At 75.2% G+C, this 24,977-nt stretch carries 16 protein-coding genes and 1 pseudogene; 9 read left to right on the top strand and 8 right to left on the bottom strand.

The window, feature by feature from the left end; translation table 11 throughout:
* Positions 1-47: 47 nt before the first annotated feature.
* Complete coding sequence (locus J4E96_RS00370; RefSeq protein ID WP_227423855.1) at positions 48-656, top strand: class I SAM-dependent methyltransferase; 609 nt, start codon at positions 48-50, stop codon at positions 654-656.
* Positions 657-703: 47 nt separating this feature from the next.
* Here J4E96_RS00370 and J4E96_RS20135 read toward each other — a convergent pair whose 3' ends face one another.
* Positions 704-2,125, bottom strand: coding sequence for a ferredoxin reductase family protein (locus J4E96_RS20135; protein WP_264466177.1), 1,422 nt, complete (start codon positions 2,123-2,125; stop codon positions 704-706).
* Between the two features lie 258 nt (positions 2,126-2,383).
* Here J4E96_RS20135 and J4E96_RS00355 point away from each other — a divergent pair, with 258 nt between their 5' ends.
* Together J4E96_RS00355 and J4E96_RS00350 are read left to right on the top strand one after the other, a co-directional pair.
* The gene (locus J4E96_RS00355) at positions 2,384-2,983 is read left to right on the top strand and encodes an LURP-one-related/scramblase family protein (RefSeq protein WP_227423854.1); all 600 of its coding nucleotides are present in this window, start codon (positions 2,384-2,386) and stop codon (positions 2,981-2,983) included.
* Between the two features lie 197 nt (positions 2,984-3,180).
* Positions 3,181-3,558 carry a nucleotide pyrophosphohydrolase gene (locus J4E96_RS00350; protein WP_227423853.1) on the top strand — a complete coding sequence of 126 codons (378 nt, stop codon included), beginning with the start codon at positions 3,181-3,183 and terminating at the stop codon, positions 3,556-3,558.
* A gap of 52 nt (positions 3,559-3,610) precedes the next feature.
* On the opposite strand, the gene J4E96_RS00345 is transcribed toward J4E96_RS00350, so the two are convergent.
* Positions 3,611-5,689 (bottom strand): nuclease-related domain-containing DEAD/DEAH box helicase, encoded by a 2,079-nt coding sequence (locus J4E96_RS00345; RefSeq protein WP_227423852.1) that lies wholly within the window; start codon positions 5,687-5,689, stop codon positions 3,611-3,613.
* Between the two features lie 174 nt (positions 5,690-5,863).
* Between J4E96_RS00345 and J4E96_RS00340 the strand changes: the two genes are divergently transcribed.
* Positions 5,864-7,462 carry a DUF4153 domain-containing protein gene (locus tag J4E96_RS00340; RefSeq protein WP_227423851.1) on the top strand — a complete coding sequence of 533 codons (1,599 nt, stop codon included), beginning with the start codon at positions 5,864-5,866 and terminating at the stop codon, positions 7,460-7,462.
* A gap of 51 nt (positions 7,463-7,513) precedes the next feature.
* On the top strand, positions 7,514-11,122 hold the full coding sequence (locus J4E96_RS00335) for a TM0106 family RecB-like putative nuclease (RefSeq protein WP_227423850.1): 3,609 nt from the start codon (positions 7,514-7,516) through the stop codon (positions 11,120-11,122).
* A gap of 58 nt (positions 11,123-11,180) precedes the next feature.
* Here the strand turns inward: J4E96_RS00335 and J4E96_RS00330 are convergent, their stop codons facing one another.
* From J4E96_RS00330 to J4E96_RS00320, 3 genes are all read right to left on the bottom strand, one after another.
* Positions 11,181-13,940 (bottom strand): helicase C-terminal domain-containing protein, encoded by a 2,760-nt coding sequence (locus J4E96_RS00330; RefSeq protein WP_227423849.1) that lies wholly within the window; start codon positions 13,938-13,940, stop codon positions 11,181-11,183.
* A 187-nt stretch (positions 13,941-14,127) separates the two neighbouring features.
* Positions 14,128-15,396, bottom strand: coding sequence for an NAD(P)/FAD-dependent oxidoreductase (locus J4E96_RS00325; protein ID WP_227423848.1), 1,269 nt, complete (start codon positions 15,394-15,396; stop codon positions 14,128-14,130).
* 83 nt (positions 15,397-15,479) lie between these two features.
* Positions 15,480-16,199 carry a purine-nucleoside phosphorylase gene (locus J4E96_RS00320; RefSeq protein ID WP_227423847.1) on the bottom strand — a complete coding sequence of 240 codons (720 nt, stop codon included), beginning with the start codon at positions 16,197-16,199 and terminating at the stop codon, positions 15,480-15,482.
* 344 nt (positions 16,200-16,543) lie between these two features.
* On the opposite strand from J4E96_RS00320, the pseudogene J4E96_RS00315 reads away from it, so the two are divergent.
* Positions 16,544-16,996: pseudogene (locus J4E96_RS00315) on the top strand (HNH endonuclease family protein); the annotation flags it as partial.
* A gap of 20 nt (positions 16,997-17,016) precedes the next feature.
* Here the strand turns inward: J4E96_RS00315 and J4E96_RS00310 are convergent.
* On the bottom strand, positions 17,017-17,787 hold the full coding sequence (locus J4E96_RS00310; protein ID WP_227423846.1) for an LmeA family phospholipid-binding protein: 771 nt from the start codon (positions 17,785-17,787) through the stop codon (positions 17,017-17,019).
* Positions 17,788-17,860: 73 nt separating this feature from the next.
* On the opposite strand from J4E96_RS00310, the gene J4E96_RS00305 reads away from it, so the two are divergent.
* The 3 genes from J4E96_RS00305 to J4E96_RS00295 all read left to right on the top strand — a co-directional run bounded on the left by J4E96_RS00305 (position 17,861) and on the right by J4E96_RS00295 (position 20,592).
* The gene (locus J4E96_RS00305; protein ID WP_227423845.1) at positions 17,861-18,406 is read left to right on the top strand and encodes a hypothetical protein; all 546 of its coding nucleotides are present in this window, start codon (positions 17,861-17,863) and stop codon (positions 18,404-18,406) included.
* Between the two features lie 69 nt (positions 18,407-18,475).
* Complete coding sequence (locus J4E96_RS00300) at positions 18,476-19,789, top strand: multidrug effflux MFS transporter (RefSeq protein WP_227423844.1); 1,314 nt, start codon at positions 18,476-18,478, stop codon at positions 19,787-19,789.
* A 101-nt stretch (positions 19,790-19,890) separates the two neighbouring features.
* Entirely contained in the window at positions 19,891-20,592 is a 702-nt protein-coding gene (locus J4E96_RS00295; RefSeq protein WP_227423843.1) for a 3'-5' exonuclease, read from the top strand.
* 24 nt (positions 20,593-20,616) lie between these two features.
* Here J4E96_RS00295 and J4E96_RS00290 read toward each other — a convergent pair whose 3' ends face one another.
* Together J4E96_RS00290 and J4E96_RS00285 are read right to left on the bottom strand one after the other, a co-directional pair.
* Complete coding sequence (locus J4E96_RS00290) at positions 20,617-23,706, bottom strand: AAA family ATPase (RefSeq protein ID WP_227423842.1); 3,090 nt, start codon at positions 23,704-23,706, stop codon at positions 20,617-20,619.
* Positions 23,706-24,908 carry an exonuclease SbcCD subunit D gene (locus J4E96_RS00285; protein WP_227423841.1) on the bottom strand — a complete coding sequence of 401 codons (1,203 nt, stop codon included), beginning with the start codon at positions 24,906-24,908 and terminating at the stop codon, positions 23,706-23,708. The genes J4E96_RS00290 and J4E96_RS00285 overlap by 1 nt, the downstream gene beginning before the upstream one ends.
* Positions 24,909-24,977: the final 69 nt, after the last annotated feature.

The following is a 24,977-nucleotide window of genomic DNA, read 5'->3' as shown; positions in this document are numbered from 1 at the left end:
CGCGGGGGCATGCGGGGGCGGGCCGGTTCGTGGCGCACACTCGAGGTATGCGACAGACGACGCGATGGGAAGCCAAGGCGGCCGCCGACCCCGAGCACTCGCGCTGGTACGTCGAGCGGTTCCGGCGGATGGCCGCCGGCGGCGCCGACCTCGCCGGCGAGGCGCGGATGATCGACGCGATGATCGGGCGCGGCTCGCGCGTGCTCGACGGCGGCTGCGGCCCGGGCCGCGTGGGGGCCGAGCTCGCCGCGCGCGGGCACACGGTCGTCGGCGTCGACGTCGATCCCGTGCTCATCGAGGCGGCGCAGGCCGACCACCCCGGGTCCCACTGGCTCGTCTTCGACCTGGCGGAGCTGGACCTGCCCGCCCGGGGCGTGCCAGAGCCGTTCGACATCGCCGTCGTCGCCGGGAACGTGCTGACCTTCCTGGCCCCCGGCTCCGAGGTGGAGGTGCTGCGGCGGCTCGGCGTGCACGTCGGCGCGACCGGGCGGGTCGTCGTCGGGTTCGGGGCCGGCCGCGGCTACGAGTTCCCCGTGTTCTTCGCCGACGTCGCGGCCGCGGGCCTGGTGGTCGATGCCACGTTCTCGACGTGGGACCTGCGCCCGTTCGCGCCGACGTCGGACTTCCTGGTCGCAATCCTGAGCCCCGCCGGCTGAGCTGGCCGAAGCGGAGGCGGCCGAAGCGGAGGCGGCCGAGGGCGGAGCTACTCGAGGGCGAACAGCTCCAGGTGGATCGCCTCCGGGGCCACGCCAGCCGCGCGAAGGTCGGCGACGACGGCCCGCGCCCACGGCGCTGGCCCGCAGACGAAGACGTCGTGGTCCGGCAGGTCGGGGATCAACCGGCGGACCGCCTCTGGACCGGGCACGTGGCCGAACTGCGCGGGCAGCCAGCTCGCCCCGATCCGGCTGCGCGAGCCGAGCAGCTCGATGACCCGCAGGCCCGAGGTCGCGGCGAGCTGCTCGACGTCGGCGCGCAGGGCGAGCTCGTCCGCCGAGCGAGCGCGGTACACCAGGGTGGCCGGCAGGCGGTCGCCGGCCGCCTCCTGCAGCAGGGCGAGCAGCGGCGCGATCCCCAGCCCCGCCGCGAACACCACCAGCCGTGGGCGCACCCGCGTGTCGGCGGTGAGCCGACCGTAGGGGCCCTCGATCAGCACCGGGGTGCCGACGGTGATCGACGCGAGCCGCGCGCCGTCGTCGCCGTGCGTGCCGATCGTCACGCGCAGGCCGGCGCTCGTCGGCGCGGCGGAGAGCGACAGCGGGTGGCCGCGGGTCCAGCCCGTGCCCGTCTTGAACCGCCAGACGAAGAACTGCCCGGCGCTGACGCGCAGCGTCGCGACGCGCCGGCCCGTCAGGTACACGGTGACGACGCCGGGCCCCTCGGGCACGACGCGGCTGACCACCAGCCGCTGCCGGCGGGACGCCGCGAGCGGCACGGCGACCCGGTAGACGAGCACGGACGCAAGCGCCGCCGCGTACAGCGCCCACCAGAACGCGGTCGCCCACGGCGAGAAGAGGAAGTCGGTGCCGGTCCAGAGTTGGTGCGGCAGCGCCAGGCCCGCGCCGAGGTACGCGTACAGGTGCAGCAGGTGCCACGACTCGTAGCGCAACCGGCGTCGCGCGGCCCGGATCGAGGTGACGACGATCATGACGAGGCACACGGTGCCGGCGGCCGCGAGCAGCATGCCAGGCGCCGTGGTCACCAGGGACCAGAGCTCCCCCAGCGCCCCGGTCTGGGCGAGCGAGGCGTAGCCGAGCGTGATCAGCAGGATGTGCGCAAGCATCAGGTTGAACGAGGTGAACCCGACCAGGCGGTGCCAGTGCGCCAGCCGATCCTGGCCCAACGCCCGCTCGATCCACGGGACGCGCGCCATCGCGATCACCTGCACCAGCAGCAGGGCCGAGCTCACCAGCCCCGTCAGGCGCCCGGTCGAGGTCAGCGCCGAACCCAGGCCCTGGCCGAGCGCCTGGACGCCGGAGTTCGACACCCACAGCGCGACCACGAACAGCAGGCACGCCCACACGGCGAGCCCCACGGCCCCGCTCCACCACGTACGACGCACTGGACCGTGCAGCGGCCGCGGGGCGGCGGCGAGGGACGGCTGATTCGAGATGACGGCGGCACTCATGCGAGCTCTCCGTTTCGATGGCGTTGCCTGGCCGGGCGCACGGTCGGTGGGCCGCGAACGACGCGCTGCGACCCGAGAACAGAAGGTTCTCGCCTCCTCCTGCCGGATCCCTGGGGACCTCCTGAGAGGTTCCTGTGCCAGGAAAGGCTGGCCTCATGCGCGGACCGCTGACGTCACTCGACTGCCGCGCCCAAGCGCACCCGCCGTCCCGCACCGGCGTGACAGCATCAGCCCCCTCAGCAGCGACAAGGGGGCACCATGAGCGTGCAGGGTCTGGTTGGAATCACGCGGTTCGGCGTCATGCAGACGATCACGCTGATGGTGAACCGGTACGAGATCCGTGCGCTCGGCCCGAACAACGAGCCCGGCGAGCTGCTCGCGTACGCGCAGCAGAAGCGCATGGCGTTCAAGGAGCAGGTCACGTTCTACACGGGCGAGGACCGGCAGACCCCCGTGTTCTCGTTCAAGGCCCGCCAGCGCCTTGACCTCGGCGCGACCTACGACGTCACGGATGCCGCGGGCCTGCCGATCGGCTCGTTCCACAAGGACTTCGGCAAGTCCCTGCTGCGCTCGACGTGGGACCTGAACGCCCCGGGGGTCAGCGCCGTCGGGCAGGAGCGCAACTACGCCATCGCCCTGCTGCGCCGAGTCTGGGAGCTCATCCCGATCATCGGCGAGTTCCCGCTGCCCTTCGTCTTCCACTTCGACTTCACCGACGGCGCCGGCCGCGTGGTCATGACGTCCGAGCGCCGGCACTCGCTGCGCGACAAGTACGTGATCACCGTGCCCGACGGCGCCCTCGACTCGCGCGTCGCCGCCGCGATGGCGGTCGCGCTGGACGCGCTCCAGTCCCGCTGACCCCGCGTGCGGGCGCGCACGTGTGGGCGTTCTGCTCCCTGCGGCTCGGGTGTGGCCAATCGGTCCCCTGATCGGGGCTGGAACCAGCAGATTGCGCACACGAGCGCACTCGAGAGCAGAACGCCCACACTCGCCAGGCGGCGGACGAGGGCTGACGGTGGGCGGGTGGCAACGCACGGGTGTGCCAGGGTGGCGCGATGGACAGAGATCCGCAGACACCCACGGCTGAGCCCGAGCTCGCCGAGCTGACGCGGCTCGTGCGCGAGTTCAGCGCCGAGCGCGACTGGGAGCAGTTCCACGACCCGAAGTCGCTGATCCTCGCGCTCATGGGCGAGGTGGGCGAGCTGGCCGAGCTGTTCCAGTGGATCCCCGCCGACGGCGCGGTCTCGCGGTTCGCGGACCCGGCCCGGCGGCAGCGGGCCGGGGAGGAGATCGCCGACGTGCTCGTGTACCTGCTGCGGCTGGCGGACGTGCTCGGGGTGGACATCGCGGGGGCGACGCGGGCGAAGCTCGCGGACTCGCATCGGCGGTTCGCGGTGGATCAGGTGCTCGGGACGGCGCCGGAGAAGGCGTGACCCGCGCGTCGGCCTGCGCTCCGAGCGCGCACCTCGCCTTGGGCGGCGCGGGCTAGACGATCCCGACCCACAGCCCGTCGCGGGCGCGGGTCATCGCGACGTACAGCTCGCGCCGGCGCAGCTCCCAGCGCTCGCGCTCGGCGCCCTCGGCCGGCACGACGCCGTCCGCGACCCAGTTCTCCTGGACGTCGGCGAGCAGCACCTGCTTGAACTCGAGCCCCTTGGCGCGCTTGATGGTGCCGACCTTGACGGCCGCGCCGCGCGCGCCGTCGTAGTCCGCGAGCGGCTGCACGGCGATCCCGGCCCGGCCGAGCGCGGCGACGGCGCGGCTGACGCCGGTCGTCGTCGCGCACAGGACCCCGACGTCGCCGAGGCCCGTGCCGACGTTCTCGATCACCGATCGCACCCGCTCGACGAGCAGCACCTCACGAGCCCGCCAGCTGACGCAGTGCTCGACGTGCGGCTTCGGCCCGTTCCGCGCGATGCGCCCCGGCACGTCGCCGTACGAGGGCACACCCTCGATGTCGGCGAACTCGTCGCCCGCGACGAGCTTGGCCGCGAACGCCATGATCTGCGCGGTGTTGCGGTAGTTGACGTCCAGCACCACCCCGCGGCCGGCGAGCGAGACCCCCGCCTCGGCGAGCGTGTACCCGCCGGGGTAGATGGCCTGCTGGCCGTCGCCGATGAGGGTGAGCCCGTCGTGCGCGTCCCCGACCAGGCCGTGCAGCAGGCGGATCATCGCGCACGAGAGGTCCTGCGCCTCGTCGACGATGACGGCCGAGTACGGGACGGCCAGGGGCTCGCGCCGGAGCTCGGCCTCGGCGAGCAGGATGAGATCCGCGTAGTCGTGGCAGCCGTGCGCGCGCAGGTCGCGGTCGTACGCGAGGTAGAGCTCCCAGACCGCGGTGCGCAGCTCGAGCGGGAGCCGGTGGCGCCGCCCCGTCCGGGCGAGGTTCGCGTAGTCGTCGAACCTCGTGATCCCGCGCCCCTTGAGGACGTGGGTGATCTCGTCCTCCCAGTACGAGCGGTCGAGGCCGGTCCCGGCCAGCGGCCCGTCACGCCCGACGTCGTTCCACGCGCGCTCCATCGCGTTCGCGGCCTGCACCGGCTCCAGCTGCACGCGCACGCCGCGCTCGCTCAGCAGGCGCCGCGCGAAGCCGTGCACGCTCGCGAACTCGATCTTGTCGACGACGTCGGGCGCCAGCCGCGCAAGCAGCTGGCGGAGCACCTGCGGCAGGGTCCGCACGAACGTCGTCACGAGCACCGTGCCCGGGCGGGACCGCGCGAGATAGGCAGCGCGGTGCAGGCCGACGACGGTCTTGCCGGTGCCCGCCGCGCCCCGGATCCGGGCCGGGCCGTTGAAGCTGCGCCGGACCAGCTTGGCCTGCGCCGGCCGCAGGAACGTCATCCAGTCCTCGATGGGCGCGGCGAGGATCGCCTCGAGCTGCGCCGCGTCGACCTCGTCTCTCGTCAGGAGCGCGTCCGGCTCCACCGCCGCTCGCGGCGACAGCACCGGCTCGGCGACGGCGACGTTCACCGGCGACGGCGGACCCACCTGCGGGAACAGCGTGAGCGCCCGCGCGAGGACGACGTCGATCTGGGCCTGCGTGAGCCGGCGGCCGAACGACGCGATGTGCCGCAGGACGTCGCGCTCGCCGACGACGCGCAACGGCCCGACGCGCTCGTCGACCCCACGGCGGCCCGCGAGGACGACGACGGGCCGCACCTCGCCCGGCGCGAGCCCGACCTCCGCGAAGCCCGCCTCGGCCGTGTACGCGAGGTCCGCGAGCGCCATCAGGTCGTCGGTCACGTCCGCCTGCCCGCGGTACACGCGCTCGCGGTCGATCGTGACGTCGGCCCAGGCCTTGGTGTCCACGATGAAGACCCCGCCGGGGCCGACGACGACGAGGTCGACCTGGGCGGTCCGGCTGCCGGGCCACCCTCGGTCGGGCAGGAGGTGGTGGCCGGCCGCCGCGAGCGCGGCGAGCGCCGTGACGGTGCGCCGCTCGGTGCTGGCGGCGAGGTCGTACCGCGAGGCCGCGTGCCGAGCCCGGGAGGCGGCCAGAGTGTGCGCATCCGCGAGCGCGAGCTGGCGGCGCCCCTCGGCCTCCGCCGAGTCCCCAGCGGACATGTCTGACCTCCTCGTCGGTATGCACGAACGGTAGCGCTCGCGAGGGTGGGTGGCGCAGCTCCGCCCTCGATCCGCCGAGGTTCACCGAATCGGCACTGCCCTGCACATGACCTGCACCGATCCCGCCCGCGGGCGCCGGGTGCGCGGGGTCGGTCCCTGCCTACGGTGGCTCACATGTCCCTCTCAGGAACGCCGCGGCCCCCCTCGTCACCAGCACCGACGCCGAGCGGCGGCCCGGATCGTGCGCCGACGAGCGCGACGGCGCAGCGACCGCCCGGCTCGTCCGTCGGCGTCCTGGCGAGCTTCTGGGATGCGCACCGCGAGCCCGTGGCGCCGCTCGCGCTCGCCGCCTACGCGAGCGTCGGCGTCGTCGGCGCCTGGCTGCTGGTCGGGCACCGGCTCGGGCTGGGCGCGGCGCTCGTCGGGCTGCTTCTGTGGGCGCCGGCGGTGCGGGCTCTGATCCGGCGCCGGGCAGCCGGCGAGCTGGTCACGGCGGCGCTCGCGGTCGCCCTCGTCGCGATGGTGGCCGTGCGCGACGCCGACTGGGTCGTCGGGTTGTGCCTCGCGACGGCGACGGCGATCGGGGCGGTCGCGGCGACGTCGGCGCGGTCGGGTCCGGCGGTCGTGCTCGGGGGCCTGACCAGCCTCGCCGGGCTCGCGCGCGCGGTGCGCTGGCTCGTGCACGGCGCCGGGCGGCTCGCAGGGGCGCGGCGCGCGCAGGTCCTGCTCGCGGTGCGCAGCGTCGGGGTGACGGTCGTGCTGCTCGCGGTGTTCGGGGTGCTCTTCGCGAGCGCGGACAGGGTGTTCGCGAGCTACGTGCCCACGATCGACGTGGACGTGCTGCCCGCCCAGGTGGTCGTCGCCGGCGTCCTCGCGGCCTTGGCCGCCGCGATCGCGCAGCTGGCGGTCGCGCCGCCGGCCTGGTCGGGCGTGACGGTGCCCGCCGGGCGCCCGGCCCGGCTCGGCGAGTGGCTGCTCCCCGTCGCGGCGCTCGACGCGCTGGTGCTGGCGTTCGTCGCCGTCCAGGTCGGCGGGCTGATCGGCGGGCACCGGCACGTGCTGGAGACGGTCGGCCTCTCGTACGCCCAGTACGCCCGGGAGGGGTTCGCGCAGCTCGTGGTCGTCACGGCGCTCACGCTGCTCGTGGTGGCGGTCGCCGCGCGGCACGCGCCCCGGGCGGACGCGCGCGAGCGGCTGGTCACCAGGATCGCGCTCGCGGTGCTGTGCCTCGGGACGCTCGGCGTCGTCGCGTCCGCGCTGCGTCGGATGGGCCTGTACGTCGACGCGTTCGGGCTCACGCGACTCCGGCTGTTCGTCGAGGTCGTCGAGGTGGTGCTCGCCGTCGTGCTGGTGCTCGTGCTCGTCGCCGGGGTGCGGTGGCGGGCGCGCTGGCTGCCCCGGGCCGTCGTGCAGGTCGTCGCGGTGGCGATGCTCGCGCTCGCGCTCGCCAACCCGGATGCGCTGATCGCGCGGCACAACACCACGAACGTGCCCGAGACCGGGCTCGACGTCTTCTACCTGCGCGGTCTCTCGGCCGATGCCGCGCCGACCCTCGACCAGCTGGACGAGCCGATGCGGTCCTGCCTCCTGGCGGGGGGCGGGTACAGGTTCGAGGACGAGGCCGGCGCGGGCGGGGTCGGTGCGGACGGAATCGAGGACGTCGCGCCGGTGCAGGCGCTCGCGGAGTGGAACCTCGGGCGGGAGCGGGCCGAGCGCGTGTACGCCGGCGGCGACGTGGGTGGCGGCAACGTCGGCAGCGGGTGTGACGGGTAGGGCCAACGCGGGCCGCCGAGACGTGTCAGATGCGCTGAGTAGCCTCGCGTCATGTTCCTTCTCGCCGACGGCGCACCCGTCTACAGCGCGAGCGACCTCGCGAGTGCCGCCGCCTGCGAGTTCGCGGTGCTGCGCGGCATGGACGTCCGGCTCGGTCGGATCGAGCGTCCCGACCCGACCCCCGACGCGATGCTCGCCCGCACCGCGCAGCTCGGCGACGCGCACGAGAAGCGCGTCCTCCAGCGGTACCGCGACCAGTACGGCCCGTGGGACCCCCGCGCCGGAACTGGGGTCGTCGAGATCCAGCGGCCCGACCGGGGGCACGCGACGGACCGCGCCGCCCTCGAGGCCAAGCACGCCGAGACCGTCGCGGCCCTGCGCGCGGGGGCCGACGTCGTCTTCCAGGCGGGCTTCTTCGACGGCCGGTTCGGCGGGTGGGCCGACTTCCTCGTCCGCGAGGGCGCCGCCGGGGCGGCGCCGGTCTACGCCGTCTACGACACGAAGCTCGCGCGGCACGCGAAGGTCACCGCGCTCTTGCAACTCGCCGCCTATGCCGACCAGCTGGTCGCGGCGGGCGTGACGCCGGCCGAGCACGTCCACCTCATCCTCGGCGACGCGAGCACGACGAGCCACCGCCTCGTCGACCTCCTCCCCGTGTACCGGGACCGCCGCGCGCGCCTGCAGGCGATGCTCGACACCCACCTCGCCGAGCCCGCACCCGTCGCGTGGGGTGACCCGCGCTACCGCGCCTGCGGCCGCTGCGAGGCCTGCTCGCCCGAGGTCGCCCGCACGCGGGACGTCCTGCTCGTCGCCGGCCTGCGCGGCACGCAGCGCGCGCGCCTGCTCGGCGCGGGGATCCGCACGATCGAGGCGTTCGCCACCAGCGAGGGCGACGTCGACGGCGTCGGCGCGGGGGCCCTCGAGAAGCTGCGCGCACAGGCCCGGCTCCAGGTCCTTCAGGGCGCACGGCCCGCGGGCGAGGTGGCCTTCGACCTGTTCGCGCCCGAGGTCGTCGGCGCCCTGCCGGCGCCGGATCCGGGCGACATCTTCTTCGACTTCGAGGGCGACCCGCTCTGGGCCGAGGACGGCTCGACGGACTGGGGGCTCGAGTACCTCTTCGGAGTCGTCGAGCACCCCCACGAGCCCGGGGGCGAACCCGTGTTCCGCCCCTTCTGGGCCCACGATCGCGCGCAGGAGAAGCAGACTCTCGTCGACTTCCTCGCCTACGTCGACGCGCGCCGGGCCGTGCACCCGAATCTGCACGTCTACCACTACGCCCCGTACGAGCGGACCGCGCTGCTGCGCCTCGCCGGGCGGCACGGCGTCGGCGAGAACCTCGTCGACGACCTGCTGAGGTCCGGCGTCCTGGTCGACCTCTACGCGACCGTCCGCGCGAGCCTGCGCGTCGGGCAGGAGTCGTACTCGATCAAGAAGCTCGAGCCGCTGTACATGCCGAGCGCCCGCGCCGGCGGGGTCACCGACGCGAGCGCGTCGATCGTCGAGTACGCGCAGGCCTGCGACGTCCGCGACGCCGGCGACCTGGATGGCCCGGACGGGTTCGCCGCCCGGCTGCAGCGCATCGCCGACTACAACGCCTACGACTGCCTGTCCACCCTGCGCCTGCGCGACTGGCTGCTGGCCCGCGCGGCCGAGAGCGGCGTCGTCCCCCGGCGCGCCCTGCCCGCCACCGAGGTGCCGCCCACCGACGACGCCGACGCGCCCGAGCACGACGCCCTCGCCGAGGCGCTGCTCGCGTTCGCCGGTGCGGGGCCCGCGAGCGCTCGCACCGCCGACGAGCAGGCCGTCGCGCTGCTCAGCGCCGCGCTCGGGTACCACTGGCGCGAGGACAAGCCCTTCTGGTGGGCGCACTTCGACCGGCTCGCCAGCGATCCTTCCGAGTGGACCGAGGCGCGGGGCACGCTCGTCGTCGACCGCGTCGAGGTGCTCGACGGCTGGGCCGTTCCCGCGGGGACGCGCAAGAACCCGCGACGCCGGCTGCGGCTGACCGGCCGGCTCGAGCCCGGCAGCGACGTGCGCGCCGGCGCCGAGGTCTACGCGCTGTACGAGGCCCCGATCCCCGGCTGCGCGAAGACCTCGGAGAACGGAGTCCGCGGCTGGCTGGCGGGTGCCACAGTGCTGTCCGTGCGGCCCACGGACACCGAGCAGAGCGTGCTCGAGATCGAGGAGAAGCTGCCCCGCGGCGGCACCCCGTTCGAGGCCCTGCCGATGGCGCTCGGTCCCTGCGCGGGGCCGTCCACCGCGACCATCCACGCCGCGATCGAGGAGTTCGCGACCGAGGTACTGGGCAAGCTCGCCGCCGCCCCCGGCGCACCGCGCCTTCCCGACCAGCCGGCGCTCGACCTGATGCGGCGCGTCCCGCCGCGCACCCGTGACGGTCGGCCGCTGCCGGCCGTAGGCACCGGGCCGCGCGCCGCCATCGACGCGATCACCGCCGGGCTGCTCGCCCTCGACGACTCCTACCTCGCGGTGCAGGGTCCGCCCGGGACTGGCAAGACCTACGCCGGCTCGCGGGTGATCGCCGAGCTCGTCGCGCGGGGCTGGCGCATCGGCGTCGTCGCGCAGTCCCATGCCGTCGTGGAGAACATGCTGACCGCGGTCGGTGCGGCCGGCGTGCCGCCCGAACAGATCGGCAAGAAGCTGGCCGCGGGCGCACCCGCGCCGGCCGCACTGCCGGCGGCGCCGTGGCGCCCCCTCAAGGACACCGCCGCCTTCGCCGCGTTCTACGCGACCCAGCCGGGCGGCTTCGTCGTCGGCGGCACGGCCTGGGACTTCACCAACGCCCAGCGGCTGCCCTCGACGAGGCTCGACCTGCTCGTGATCGACGAGGCCGGCCAGTTCTGCCTCGCCAACACCATCGCCGTCAGCGCTGCGGCCCGGAACCTGCTCCTGCTCGGCGACCCGCAGCAGCTGCCCCAGGTCAGCCAGGGTCGGCACCCCGAGCCCGTCGACCGCTCGGCGCTGGGCTGGCTCGCCGACGGTCACGAGACCCTCCCGCCCGGGCTCGGCTACTTCCTCGCCCACACCTGGCGCATGCACCCGGCACTGTGCGCCGCGGTCTCGCGGCTCGCGTACGAGGGCCGGCTCACGAGCATGCCGTCGACGGCGCTGCGCCAGCTCGAGGGGGTGCCGCCGGGCATCACGACGGTGCTCGTCGAGCACGCGGGCAACGCGGTCGCCTCGATCGAGGAGGCGGCGGACGTCGTACGGCAGGTCCGGCAGCTGGTCGGGCGGCGCTGGAGTGACCCTGCGGGTGCGGGTGCGGGCGCGACTGCGGCCGGCGGCGAGGACCGGCTGCTCGAGGCGAGCGACGTCGTCGTCGTCGCGGCCTACAACGCCCAGGTCTGGACCGTGCAGCGCGCCCTCGCCGCTGCGGGCCTCGGCGGTGCCCGGGTCGGCACGGTGGACAAGTTCCAGGGTCAGGAGGCACCGATGGTCATCCTGACGACGGCGGCGTCGTCGGCCGAGGACGTGCCGCGCGGGATGGAGTTCCTGCTCTCGCGCAACCGGCTGAACGTCGCCGTGTCCCGGGGCAAGTGGGGCGCCATCATCGTGCGCTCGCGCGCGCTCACGGACTACCTCCCCACGCAGCCGGGCGGCCTCGAGGAGCTCGGCGCGTTCATCGGGCTGTGCGCGCCATAGCGGCTGCGCGCCACAGCGGCTGCGCGCAATAGCGGCTGAGCCGGGAGCGCGCCCGCCCTTAGCCGGGCGGCGGGGCCGGGGTGACCGCCTGGATGCTCGTCAGGGCGAACGTCCGCTCGTCCTGACGCAGGTGGCACCAGCCGACGAGGTGGCCGGGCTCGAGGCTCAGGCTCGAGACGATCCGCACGGTCAGCCCGCCCGAGGACGACCGGTAGACGATCTTGACCGGTTCCCCGTGAGCCACCGCGTGCGCGAGCTGCCGCACCTCGTCGGCCGACAGCCGCGGGGCGGCCAGCTCGATCCGGCGCTCGAGCACGCTCGCGCGCTCGGCCTGGGGCGGCAGCACCCCGCCCGTCAGTCGCTCGGCCACCTGCGCAGCCGTCTCCTGACCCGGGCCGGCCCCGGGGTCGCCGAGCGACCCGCCGAACCGCGCCGCGCCGTCGTCGATCGCGCCACCGCCGATCGTTCCGTCGTCGATCGCACCGCCGATACCCTCGGTCGCGAACTCGACGATCCACTGCCGCAGCACGTCGTCCGGGTCCTCGTCGCTGAACCCCGCGCCGAGGGCGTCGAACTCGAACTGGTCGAGGCCGGCCGCGAGACCGCTGCTCGGTCCGCCGTCCCGGCCCGGCTCGGCGGCGCCGCCCAGGTCGGCACCGTTGCCGGTGGAGCCGAGCTCCGCGCCGGTGGCCGCGGCGCGCTCCGACGGCTGCCCCGGCCACTCCTCCACGGCCCGCTCGCCCACCGGTTCCGGCGCCGGCGACCGCAGCTGGATCACCCGCTCCCCGTCGCCGGTGAGCTCGAGCGGCAGGTAGCCCGCCGCGCGCAGGCCGGCGATCACCTCTGCCGGCCCCGCCGCGGCCAGCAGCACCGTCGGCGCGATGCGGTGCAGCCCGAGCCTGCGCAGCGCCCGGTGCACGACGATCTCTGCCAGCAGCGCGTCGTCGTCGCTCTGCACCACCGCGCCCGCGGGCCACACCTGCGCATGACCGTGCCGACGCCCGACGTCCGCGATGAGGTAGGTGAGCGCCTGCGGGAGCTCGCCGTCGGCGAGCCGGCGGAGCCGGCGCACGAGGTCGTCCGCCTGGAAGCCGTCGTCGAGCGCCGCGCGCAGGCTCTCCGGCGTCACGCGCCATGTGCTCGCCGCCCCGCGACCCTCGCGGACGGCGACCGCGTCCAGCAGGTCGACGACCGCCGGGTCCGGGCTGCCCGGCACGACCACGGTGAGGTCCGAGCCGAACAGCGCGCTCGTCTCGACGCCCGGAAGCATGACCGTGAGCGCCTCGACCAGGCCCCACCGGTCGTCGGCCAGGATCGCGGCGCCCGCGTCGCTCAGCCGGCCGTGCGCGATCATCCCCAAGGTCTGTGCCTCGGTCCAACAGGACTGCAGGTCGAGCGCCGCGCCGTCGGCCATCATGATCGGCAGGCGCCACGCGATCTTGTCGGCGAGGGTCTCGATGGCCGTGACCCCGACGCCGTCGTCGAGCTGCGCGAGGTGCGTGAACGTGAGCACGCGGACCGCGCGCGCCTGGTCGGGACCGCCGAGTCGGCCGAGCGCGGGCAGCGACCGGCCGTCGGCGTCGCGGTCGGTCGTCGGCACGTAGTCGAGCCCGAACCACACGGTGAGCAGGTCAGCCGCGCGCTCGGCCGGGCTGCGCCGCCGCCACTCGCCGAAGACCGGGCCGGTCCCGAGCCCGCCGGCGACGTCGCGGTGCAGCAGTCGCAGCCACAGCGCAAGCTCGAGGGTCAGCCGCACGTGGGCCGGGGAGGCCCCGAGCCGCTTGGCGAGCTTGCCGAGCTCGCGCGCGCCGACGCCGCCCGACTTCAGCCCCGCCAGCGGCGAGCGGCCGATGGCCTCGAGGGTGGCCATGGCCGTCGCCAGGAAGTCCGTGATCGCGCCCGCCGAGCTGGAGCGCACGTGCTCGAGCGAGACGGGAGCGGAGGCGACGGCCGGCGGCACCGGGGTGAACGGCGCACGGAAGTCGGCTCCGACGAGCGCGAGGATCGCCTCGGACGGCAGCTCGACGTGACCGGAGTAGCTGGAGTAGGGGGAGAACCCGAGCCCGTTCTCGCGCGCCCACGCGACCGCGGACTGGTGCGCCGAGTACGCCATCGGGTCGTCGAGGTAGTCGAGCGTGCCGTAGCTGACGTCGTCGCCGCCCGGGTCGGCGCGCGCGGCCAGGGCCCGCTGCGCGGTCTCCCGCGACCGGTCGACCAGGACGCGGGCGACCGACGTCGGCGCGTCCCCGAGGAGCATCCGCACGCGTGAGCCGTCCGCGAGGTAGGTCCGGACCGCCTCGACCAGCTCACTGCGCCGCCCAGGCTGCGCGACGCCCCAGCGCTTGAGCACCCGCTTGAGATCGGCGACGGGAATGTCGGCGAGCACCACCTCCGCCGGCCGACCGAAGCCGAGCGGGTAGGGGATCACCTCGTGCACGCCGGGGTTGAGCACGAGGCTGCCGTCGGGGCGCGGCCAGGCGAGCGCGCCCTCGGCGAGCACCCGCAGGCTGCGCTCGACGTGCTCGCGATGGGCGGCCTCGTTGCGCCCGGACGCGCCCGCGTCGCAGAGCGCGGCGACTCGGTCGGTGGTCGCGCCGGCCCCCAGCGCGCAGAGCACCTCGAGCGCCTGCACGGCCGGTGCGGGTAGATCGCCGACGACGGCGGACACCGAGATCCCGTGCACCAGCCGGTCGGCCAGGTCGTCGAGATCGCGGATCGGCGCACCCCAGAGCACGTCAGGGCGAAGGGTCAGCGTCTGCTGCAGTTCGTGGGTGCTGCGCCCGGCAAGCCAGCGGCGCAAGTCGTCGCGAGGTGTCACAGGACCTATCGTGCCCTTTCACCGGGACTGTGACCAGGGTGCGCAGGCGTGACGATGCCGGCGGACAAACCTCGCGAACAGGGACATCCCCAGCCTGTGGACAACGGGTCCGACCCCGGCGCGGGCGGAGCAGCCCGAGGACCAACCTCGCGAACAGGTCTGTCCCCAATCTGTGGATAACCGCCGGTCACACCTGTGCGAGCGGGATCTGCAGGTCGGCGAGCCGCCTCGGGTCGACCGAGCGGTCTCGGGAGATGAGCGCCTCGACATCGTCGACGACGTCCCAGACGTTGACGTTCATGCCAGCAAGCACGCGGCCGCCGCCGAGCCAGAAGGCGATGAACTCGCGCTTGCCGAGGTCCCCCCGCACCACCAGCTCGTCGTAGCCCTCCGGTCCCACGTGCCCGACGTACTCCATCCCGAGGTCGTACTGGTCGGTGAAGAAGTAGGGCTGCCGGTCGAACGCCACCCGCTCGCCGATCATCGACCGCGCCGCGATGACGCCCTGCCGGCGAGCGTTCTCCCAGTGCTCGACGCGCAGGTGTCGCCCGATGCGCGGGTGGTAGGCGCTCGCGACGTCACCGGCGGCGAACACGGCCGGGTCCGGGCTGCGCAGGTACTCGTCGACCCGGATCCCGTCGGACGCATCGAGCCCGGCATCGGCCGCGAGCTGCACCGCGGGGCTGACCCCGATGCCGACGATCACCAGGTCGGCCGGGACGACCGACCCGTCGCCGAGCTCGACGCCGGTGACCGAGCCGCCCCCGTCGGCACCTCCCGCACTGCCCGCCGAATCGCCGCCGCTCGCCACGCGCAGGCCGGTGACCTGCGCCCCGAGCCGCAGGTCCACCCCGTGCTCGCGATGCAGGTCCGCGAACACCCGCGCCAGCTCGGGGCCGAGCACCCGCAGCAGCGGCAGCTCGGCCGCCTCGAGCACGGTGACCTCGAGCCCGGCGGCCCGGGCGGCCGCCGCGGTCTCGAGCCCGATCCAGCCGGCACCGATGACCACCACGCGCGGCGAACCCGCGAACGCCGCGCGAAGGGCCTCGCTGTCGTCGAGCGTGCGCAGGTAGCGCACGCCGTCGGCCGTCGCGCCCGGCACCTCGAGGAGCCGGGGCACCGAGCCTGTCGCCAGCAGCAGCCGGTCATAGGCGATCGTCTCCCCGCCGGCGAGGGTCACCGTGCGGGCGACGCGGTCGAGGGAGGTCGCGGCCACGCCGAGCCGGAGCTCGATGTCGTGGCGGGTGTACCAGTCCGCCGCGTGCACGAACACGTCGTCGCGCGGGGAGGAGCCCTGCAGGTAGCTCTTGGACAGCGGGGGTCGCTCGTACGGAGGGTGCGACTCCGCGCCGACGAGCACGACCCGCCCGTCGAAGCCCTCCTGGCGCAGCGTCTGCGCGGCGATCGCGCCCGCGAGGCTCGCGCCGACGATGACCAAGGTCTGCGTGCTCGCCATCTGGGCAACGTAGGTCGCGGCCGCCGCGGCGGCAACCGGAACGGCCGCCGTGGACGCCGGGACGCCCGCGGTCGGCAGCGCCGTCAGGCCGCGGCGAACGCCGCGAGCCCGAGCTGCACGGACCGGTCGAACAGCAGCTCGCGCTCGGCGGCGGACAGCGCCTCGTCGCGGAAGAGCAGGTCGGAGATCGTGCAGATCGCGAGCGCCTGCCCGCCCTCGGCGTCGGCGACGGCGTACAGCCCCGCCGCCTCCATCTCGACGGCGAGCGTGCCGTGGCTGACCAGGAGGTCGTTCGTGGCCGGCCGGTCGGCATAGAACACGTCGCTCGTGAGCACGGCGCCCGCGTGCACGGCACCCGACCCCGCCCCGGGCGCACGACCCGCCGCGACCGCCGCGGCCGCGAGCGAGAAGCTCGGCGCGTGGCTGTAGTGGATGCCCGGGATGCGGTTCGCGCTGACGGCGGAGTCCGTGTGCGCCGCCGTCACGATCACGACGTCGCCGAGCTCGAGCACCGGCGACATGCCCCCAGCCGTGCCGATCCGGATGATGCGGCGCACGCCGTAGAACCGGTAGAGCTCGGTCGCGTAGATCGAGATCGACGGCACGCCCATCCCGGAGGCCAGCACCGAGACCGGGCGGCCCGCGTACGTGCCGGTGTAGCCGACGATCCCGCGCACCTCGGTGACCAGACGCGCGTCGTCGAGCACGGTCTCGGCGATGTGCCGCGCGCGCCGCGGGTCGCCGGGCATGAGGACGTCGGGGGCGAAGTCGCCGGGTTCGGCGCTCAGGTGCGGGGTAGCCATGGGGGCAGGCTATCGACCGACACGGCGGGCCGACACCCGGTCGGAGTCGCCGTCCGGCCATCCACAGCCCGCCGATCTGGCCGGCCTCGCGCGGTGCGGCCCGTGCCACCGTCGGGCGGGTGACCGCTCGCGCCCGGCCCGCCACCCCGCCCGCCGCCCGGCCCCCGGCCCCCGGCCGGGCGCCCGCGCCCCGCCCGAGCCGGCGCGTCGGGGCGGCGCTCGTGTACGCGGTCTCGGCGGTCGCGGTCGCGGTCGGCGTGGCGCTCGCCGCCCCCGGGCTCGTCGCGGCGCGCTCCGGCGCGCGCTACCCCGTCACTGCCGACGACGTCGCGGCCGGTCGCGCGATGCTCGCCGCGCTACCGGTGAAGGGCCGCGCGCCGCGCACGGGCTACGAGCGCTCCGCGTTCGGCCAGGCCTGGCTGGACGTCGACGGCAACGGCTGCGACACGCGCAACGACATCCTGCGGCGCGACCTCACCGGTGTCGTCCTCAAGGCCGGCACCGGCGGCTGCCTCGTCCTCGCGGGAACGCTCGCCGACCCGTACGGCGGGCAGCCGATCGCGTTCGAGCGCGGGGCCCGCACGAGCAGCCTCGTGCAGATCGACCACGTCGTGCCCCTGTCCGACGCGTGGAGCAAGGGCGCGCAGGGCTGGTCGGCGCAGGTCCGGCAGGAGTTCGGGAACGATCCGGCGAACCTCCTCGCCGTCGACGGCGACCTGAACCAGGCCAAGGGCGGCTCGGACGCGGCGACCTGGCTCCCGCCGCACAGGCCGTTCCGCTGCCGTTACGTGCTGCGCCAGGTGCGGGTCAAGGCGACCTATGGGCTCTGGGTCACGGCGGCGGAGCGCGCCGCCATCGAGCGCGTGCTCGGCCACTGCGACGTCGTGGCGGCGGCGCCCGCCGCGGCTGTGAGTACGACGTCTGTGCCCGTCGCCGTGAGGCGAACCCCGCCGTCGACCACGGCCACGTCGGTGAGTCGGACGCCCGCGGGCAGGCCGTCGATCGGGATGCGCAGGTCGCGTAGCCGGTCGCCGAGCCCGCCAGGAAGGTCGGCGGCGTCGATCGAGAACCCGCCGAGGGTGACGCCGGCGACGTCGACGCGCAGCCCTCCGTCGGCGACCCGCGGCTCGAGCTCCGCCGCGACCTCGAGCCCGAGCAGCGTCGTGCCGGCCGTGAGCCGGGAGCCGTCGACGCCTAACGTGACGTCGACGTCCGCGCGGGCGGCGATCAGGTCCTCGAGGGTCGCGAGCGGCAGGGTCGCGGTCAGGACGGCGTGGTCGACCGTGTACGGCTCGCTCGTCGTGATCCCGGCGGCGACGAGCTCGACGTCGGTGACCGTGATGCCGTCGAAGGACAGGCCGTCGACGCTGGCGGTGACTCCGGTGAGCGACCCGGCGAGCAGCTGGGTGAGGAACGGGAAGCCGTCGATGGCGACCACCGGCTCGCCGTCGACCTCGTCGAACGCGGCCGTCACCTCGCGCACCGCGATGTTCCGCGCGGTCGCGGCGGCGAGCCGGTCGGCAACGACCGCGCCGCCGAGCACGATCACGATCAGCCCCGCGCCCATCACGACTGCGCGGGTGGCCATGGCCGCCATCGTAGGGCCGCCCTGGGGTGGCAATGGCCCGGGGTCGCGCCTAGCCTTTGAGTGAGGAACCTTCATGGGCGAGGACACCCACATGCGCTGGATTCTCCTGGGACTGCTCGCTGCGGGGCTGCTGGCCGCCGCCCTGCTGATCGGGCGCGCCGTCGTGCGGTCCCGGTCCCGGTCCCAGTCCCGGTCCGGGTCGAGTTCCCGGTCGAGTTCCGGGTCGACGAAGCGGTCGCGGTCCCGGTCGACGAAGCAGTCGCGGTCCACGTCGCGCGGGATTCAGGTCCGCCCCGACCCCACGGCCCGCAGCCAGCCGCTCGGCTCGGCCGGGAAGGCGCAGCCGGGGTCGGCGCCCGACCCGTTCGAGGTGCTCCGCGTGCAGATCCGGCTGGGGGCGCTCGCGGAGGAGGTACGGGCTCTCGAGCGCAACGGCGGCCTGTACGCGCGCGGGCATCACCTCAAGGCGACCCAGGCGGCGTACGACGCCCTGCTCATCGAGGCGTGCGTCCTTGCGGGGATCGCGATCGCCGGCGGCGCGCGCGCCACCGTGCCGCAGGACGAGATCGAACGGTTCCGCGAGGAGGTCGAGCTGGCCTCCCGCGGCTGGTCCTGGTAGTGACACCGGGCGCTGTCCACGATCTGGACGCGGGGGAAGAACCGGGGCCTCGGCGGTGGTTCCGATGAGATGCCGCCGTCACCCGTTCCCGCCCCGACCACCCCAACCCGCATTGGCGTCGGCTTCGTCCTGCTGCTCTCCGCGCTGACGGCGATCGGCCCCCTCACCTTCGACACGTACCTCGCGGCGTTCCCGGAGATCGCGCAGGACCTGTCCGCAACGCCCGCGATGGTCCAGTTCACGCTCACCGCCTCGCTCGCCGGTCTCGCCCTCGGGCAGGTGCTGATCGGGTCGCTCTCCGACGCGTACGGCCGCCGCCGGCCGCTGCTCGCGGCGCTCGCGATCTACGTCGCCGTCTCGGCCGCGATGACGACGCTCGACTCGATCGCCTGGCTCACGGCGCTGCGCTTCGTGCAGGGCTTCAGCGCGGCCGCCGGGATGGTGCTCTCGCTCGCGATCGTGCGCGACAAGTACTCCGGAATCCAGGTCTCCAAGGTCATAGCGCGACTCATGCTCGTGGTCGGGGTCGCGCCCATCCTCGCCCCGACCATCGGCGCGCAGCTGCTGCAGTTCGGGTCGTGGCGGATGATCTTCGGCTTCCTCGCGATCGTCGGCGCCGTGCTGCTCGCGCTCGCCAGCGTGACCCTGCGCGAGTCGCTGCCGGTCGAGCGACGGCGCACCGGCGGCACCCGCGCCGCCGTCCGCACGTACCGCGACCTGCTCACCGACCGGCCATTCCTCGGACTCGCGCTGCTGTCGGCGTTCTACATGTCCGCTCTGTTCACCTACGTCGCGGCGTCCACGTTCGTGTTCCAGGACGGCTTCGGGCTCGACGCGCAGCAGTTCGGGTTCGTCTTCGCGGGCGGCGCGGCGGCGATCACGATCGCGAGCCAGTTCTACGGGGCCTTGGTCGGCCGCTTCGAGCCCGAGCAGATCCTCACGGCGGCGATCGCGGCCGGTCTCGTGCTCGCGACGGCGCTGCTCATCGTGGCCCTTGCGGGCGGCGGGCTGGTACCGGTGACGGCGCTCGTGATCGGCGTCCTGGCGACCGCGGGCTTCGTGATGCCGTCGGCGCCCGCGATCGCGCTCGCGGCCAACCCTCACCGGGCGGGGAGCGCGGCGGCCCTGCTCGGCGCGCTCCAGTTCGGGATCGGCGCGCTCGTCGCGCCGCTGACGGGGCTGCTCGGCGGCGACCCCGTGCTCGCGATGTCCGCGGTGATGTTCACGATGGTCGCCCTCAGCGCGGCTCTGCTCCTGGTCGTCTCGCGCTCCTGGCGCCGGGCCGCCGTCGCGGGGGTGGTGGCGGCCGACCGCACCCCAACCGAGCTCACCCCGGCCGACCTCACTGCGGCCAGCCTCACTGCGGCCGACCTCACCCGCTGACGAGCCGCGGCTAGCCCCGGCCGAATCGTCCGGCGCACGGACTTGCCCGTCGTACGGCGTGGGGCCGCTGGGCGGGCGGGGTCCGGTGCGAGGATCGCGCCATGCCCGGCTATGCGGTCCTCGACACCGAGACCACAGGTTTCTCCCCGGCCACCGGCGACCGCGTCCTCGAGGTCGCGGTCGTGCTCCTCGACTCCGCCGGGCGCGTCGAGACCGAGTGGGAGACCCTGCTCAACCCGGGCCGCGGCGTCGGCCCCGTGCACATCCACGGCATCACGCCCGCGATCATCGAGCGGGCGCCGCGGTTCGCCGACATCGCGGGCTACCTCGCCCACCTACTCTCCGGCCGCCTCGTCGTCGGGCACAACGTGGCCTTCGACGCGCGCTTCCTGCACGCCGAGTTCGACGCCGTCGGCATGGACGTGCCGCTCCAGGCGAACCGGTGCCTGTGCACGCAGGCGCTGGCCCGGGACCACCTCCCCGGGCCGCAGCGCACGCTCGCCGCATGCTGCGAGCAGGCCGGCGTCGACCACCTCGACGCGCACTCCGCGCTCGGGGACACGCGCGCGACCGCGGGGCTGCTGCAGTACTTCCTGCGCCACGGCCCGGTCCCGGCGCCGTGGCGGGCCCTGCACGACGCCGCCGCCCGGGCACCCTGGCCCGTCGCCGCACGGTCCACGCCCGCACCGCCGCCGGCCTGGCTGGGCGGCGGGGAGCTCGAGGGCATGCTCGACCTCGCGAGCGTGATGCCGGCGCCCGCGCCCGCGCGCGCGCCGGAGCCCGTGCGCACGCTCACGCGCTAGCCGACGTCAGTCGGGCGGGAGCGGTCAGCCCGCCCGGACCGTCAGCGTGCTCGGGCCCGCGGGGAGCCGCCGGACCTCGATCCGTTCCGCGATCGCCTGCTTGAGCGCCTCGACGTGCGAGACGACGCCGACCACCCGCCCCCCCGTGCGCAGCTTGCCGAGCACGACGAGCACGGCCTCCAGCGTCTCGGGGTCGAGCGACCCGAAGCCCTCATCGACGAACAGGGTCCCGAGCTCGATGCCGCCGGCCTCCGCGGTCACGACGTCGGCCATCCCGAGCGCGAGGCAGAGCGAGACGTAGAAGGTCTCGCCGCCGGACAGCGTGCGCGGGTCGCGCGCGGCGTCCATCCGGTGGTCGATCACCTTCATCGACAGGCCGGTGCGCCGGCTGCGGACGTCCTCCCGCTCGTCGCTGCGGATCAGCTCGAACCGCCCGTCGGACATCGACAGCAGTCGCTCGTTCGCGGCCGCGACGACGTCCTCGAACCGCTTGACCAGCACGTACGTCGCGAGCGTGAGGCGCTTGGCGTTGTCGCCGCCCGACGCCGCGGCGAGGTCGGCCATGCGCGTCACTGGCGCCGCGACCCGGCGCGCGGTCTCGTGCGCCGCGAGCGCCGCCTCGACGGCCGCCCGCGCCGTCACCGCCGACGACGCCGAGCTCGCCGCGAGCGCGGCCGCACGGCCCGCGGCGCCCGCGACCGCCTCCGCGCGGGCATGCGCCTCGCGGGCACGCCCGAGGTCGACCACGACGTCGTCCGCCAGGGCCGCGAGCGCCGGTTCCGCCAGGCCCGCCTCGACCCGCGCGAGTCCGACCTCGTAGGCGGCGAGCGTGCTCTCCAGCTGCGCGAGGTCCGCCGCCGGCAGCAGCGCCGACGACGCCCCCGCCTCGTCGGCGAAGCCCTGGGCCGCGAGGCCGCCCGCCAGCTCGGCGGCGCGCCTGCCCCGGTCGTCCTCGGCCCGGGCCGCGGCCTCGAGCGCCGCGGCGAACCCGTCGCAGGCGCGCACCTGCGCGGAGAGCTCGGCGACGCGCGCCGCGACCGACGGCGAGCTCCCGCGGGCCGCGTCGACCTCGTCCTGGGCGGCCGCGACCTCGGCCCGCAGCGCCCCGATCGAGGCGACCGCCGCGGCGATCGAGGTCGCGAGGGCGTGGCGGCGGTCCTGGAGCTCGCCGCTCGCGACGTCGTGGTCGGCAAGCTGCGCCCGGAGCGTCGCGGCCTCGGTCACGGCAGCCGTCGCGCGGTCGACGTCCGCGACCAGCCCGGCGACGGCGGCCTCGTGCTCGGCGACCGTGCGCTCGCCGGCGAGCTCGCGCTGCCCCGCGGTTCGTTCCGTCAGCGTCGCGACCAGGGCACTCGCTCGCGCCGACACCTTCTCGGCCTCGACACGCTCGCGTTCGGCGGCCTCGACCTGCGCGGCGGACGGATGGTCGGCCTCGAGCGCGGCCCGCGTGGGGTGCTCGAGGCCGCCGCACACCGGGCACGGCGCTCCGTCGGACAGGCCGGCCGCGAGCTCGCCCGCCATGCCCGCGAGCCGGCGCGTGCGCAGCCGTGCCTCGGTCGAGATCGCCGCCGTGACAATCCCGAGCGCGGCCGCCGCGGCGGTGCTCGCCGTTGCGAGCCTGCGGTCGAGGTCGCGCACCGCGACGGCGGCGGCGAGCCCGCCGCGGGCCCCCTCGGCGCGCTGCCGGCGCATCGGCAGGTCGGCGGCCACCTCCTGCGCCGCGTCGACCGCGGCCACGAGCTCGCGGCGCCGCTGCGGCCGGGCCGCGGCGTCGGCGGCGAGCGCCTGCTGCTCGGCCACCGCGGCGGACAACGTCGCCTCGTCCGCCGCGAGCCGCTTGCGCCGGGCCGGCAGGCCGCGCTCGAGCGCCTCGAGCCGATGCAGCGTCGCGACCTGCGCGGCGATCGCGTCGCGCGCCGTCGCGAGCGTGGCGCGATCCAGCCGCGCGAGCGCCGCCGGCACCCGAGACCGCGCGCCCGCGAGCTGCTCCCGGGCGCGTTCGGCCGCACCGTCGGCCAGCCGCGCGGCGGTGAGCACCGACGCCACGACAGCCGCCCGCCGGGCGCGGTCGCGGCGCGCGACGCCGTCGGCGAAGGTCGCGGCGCTGGCGTGGAACTGGGTGCGCTCGGCCCGCAGCTTCTCGCGACGCGCGAGGAGCTCCCCGAGCGCCCGCGTGTCGTCGAGAACGTCGCGCGCGAGCCGCAGCGCCGCCGACGCGCGCGCCTCGGCGTCGCCGGCACGCTCGGCCTCGATCGCCAGGGACTCGACGTGCGCGCTCACGGCCAGCACCAGCTCCGGGGCGGCGACGTCGGCGAGCGCCCTCAGCTGGGCGCCGCTCGCGAGCCCGATCCGCGCACCGCCCACCAGCTCGCTCTCGGGCGTCTCGTCGCCCGAAAGCTCGGGGATGCCCGCCGCACCGACGAAGTGCGCCGCAGCGGTCCCCACGCCGGAGAGCGCCTGGGTGACCGCACGCTGGGCGTCGACGCGCATCGCGCCGAGCTGCTCCTGGACCTTCTCGTAGACGGCGGTGCCGAACACCTTCTGGAGCAGCCCTCGGCGGTGCTCCGGGTCTGCGCGCAGGAAGCTCGCGAACTCACCCTGCGGCAGCACGATCGTCTGGACGAACTGGGCGCGATCCAGTCCGATCGCGCGCTGGATCTCCGGGCCGGCCTCGTCCAGCCGGGCGGAGATCAGCTCGCCCGCGTCGGGGTCGATGCCGCCTCCGGGCCCGGACCGCGCTGCGTCGGGCCCGGCCAGCCGCCAGAGCTTCACGGTCGCCTGCTGTTTCGTCGTGCCGGACCCGCGCTTCTTCGCCCGCTGCCACTCGGGGCTGCGGCGCACCCGGTAGCAGCCCGCGCCCGTCTCGAAGACGAGGTCGACGAACGTCTCCGTCGCGTCGTCGGCGTAACCGGACCGCAGGCGGTCGTCGCTCGCGTCGGCCGAGGCGACCTTGCCGTAGAGCGCGAAGACGATCGCGTCGATGAGCGTGGACTTGCCGGCGCCGGTGGGGCCCTCGAGCAGGTAGAGCCCGGAGGCTCCGAGCTGCTCGAAGTCGATCGTGTACCTGCCCGCGAACGGGCCGAGGGCTTGCAGGGTGAGGGAACGGAGCTGCATCAGGCGCTGCGCTCCAGGGCGACGACGCGCTCGAGCGCCGCGCGCAGCGCGCCGGCCTCCGCGGCGGTCGGCCCGGCCGCCGTGACGTGCCGGACGAACTCGGCGGCGACCTCGAGCGGGTCCCGCGCCGAGGTCACCACCTGGTGCTCGTACCCGCCGCCGGCCGCCGGCGGCCGGTGCTGCACGACGAGTGCGTGCGGGAATCGTGCCCTGACGCGGGCGTACAGGTCCGCCGGCCGGGCGGGGTCGGTCACGAGCACCCGCAGCCAGTCCTCGACGTGGCCGTCGCCCGCAGGCCCGAGCAGCTGCTCGAGCGTCCCGGACACCTCGGCGATCCGCCGCGGCACGGGGGCCGCGATCAGCGCGGGCTCGCCGACGACGCCGCCGGCCCCGATCTCGACCAGCACGCTCGACTTGGCGTGGTGCACCTCCGAGAACGAGTACGCGAGCGGCGAGCCGGAGTATCGCAGCACCGTCCCGGCCGGGCCCGACACCCGCTGCGGCCCGTGCAGGTGCCCGAGCGCGACGTAGTCCGTCCCGGCGAAGATCCCCGCCGGCACGTGGTCGACACCGCCGACGCGGATGTCCCGCTCCGATTCCGACGCCGCACCGCCGAGCACGAACGCGTGCGCGAGCACCACCGACCGCGGGCGAGCGGTGCCGGCGGCCGCCGCGACGGCCGTACGGGCCGCGAGATCGGCGCGCACGCGGTCCATCGCGGCGCGCGTCACGGCCTCGTGCGAGCGGGCGAGCGGTTGTTCCGGGTCGGCGGCGAGCGTGCGGCGGACCACGTCCGGGTCGAGATAGGGCAGGCCGTAGACGAGCACGTCCGGGCCGCCCGCCCGCCCGGCGCCCGGGAGCAGGACCGGCGCCGCGACGTCGGCCACCCGTGTCCGCAGGTGCACGCCCGGGCGCATGAGTCCGGCCGCGAAGCCGAGCCGAATCGCCGAGTCGTGGTTGCCCGAGGTCACGACGACGACGGCGTGCTCGGCGAGGCGGGCGAGGGTCTCCGAGAACAGCGCGACCGCCTCGACCGGAGGGACGGCGCGGTCGTAGACGTCGCCCGCGACGAGGACGGCGTCGACGCCCTCGCTGCGCGTCACGTCGACGAGGTGCTCGAGGTGCGCGGCCTGGTGCTCGAGCAGGTCGACGCCGTGCAGGGTCCGGCCGAGGTGCCAGTCGGAGGTGTGCAAGAGCCGCATGGCTGCGACGGTAGCCCGGACCACCGACACCTCCGCCGAGGCGCTCCGCGCGACGCCCGGATCGGGTCG

Origin of the sequence: Pengzhenrongella sicca (assembly GCF_017569225.1) — a bacterium.
In the GTDB taxonomy this organism is placed as follows: domain Bacteria; phylum Actinomycetota; class Actinomycetes; order Actinomycetales; family Cellulomonadaceae; genus Pengzhenrongella; species Pengzhenrongella sicca.
Note: the sequence above shows the minus strand (reverse complement) of the source record. Positions and strands in the feature narration are given on the sequence as shown.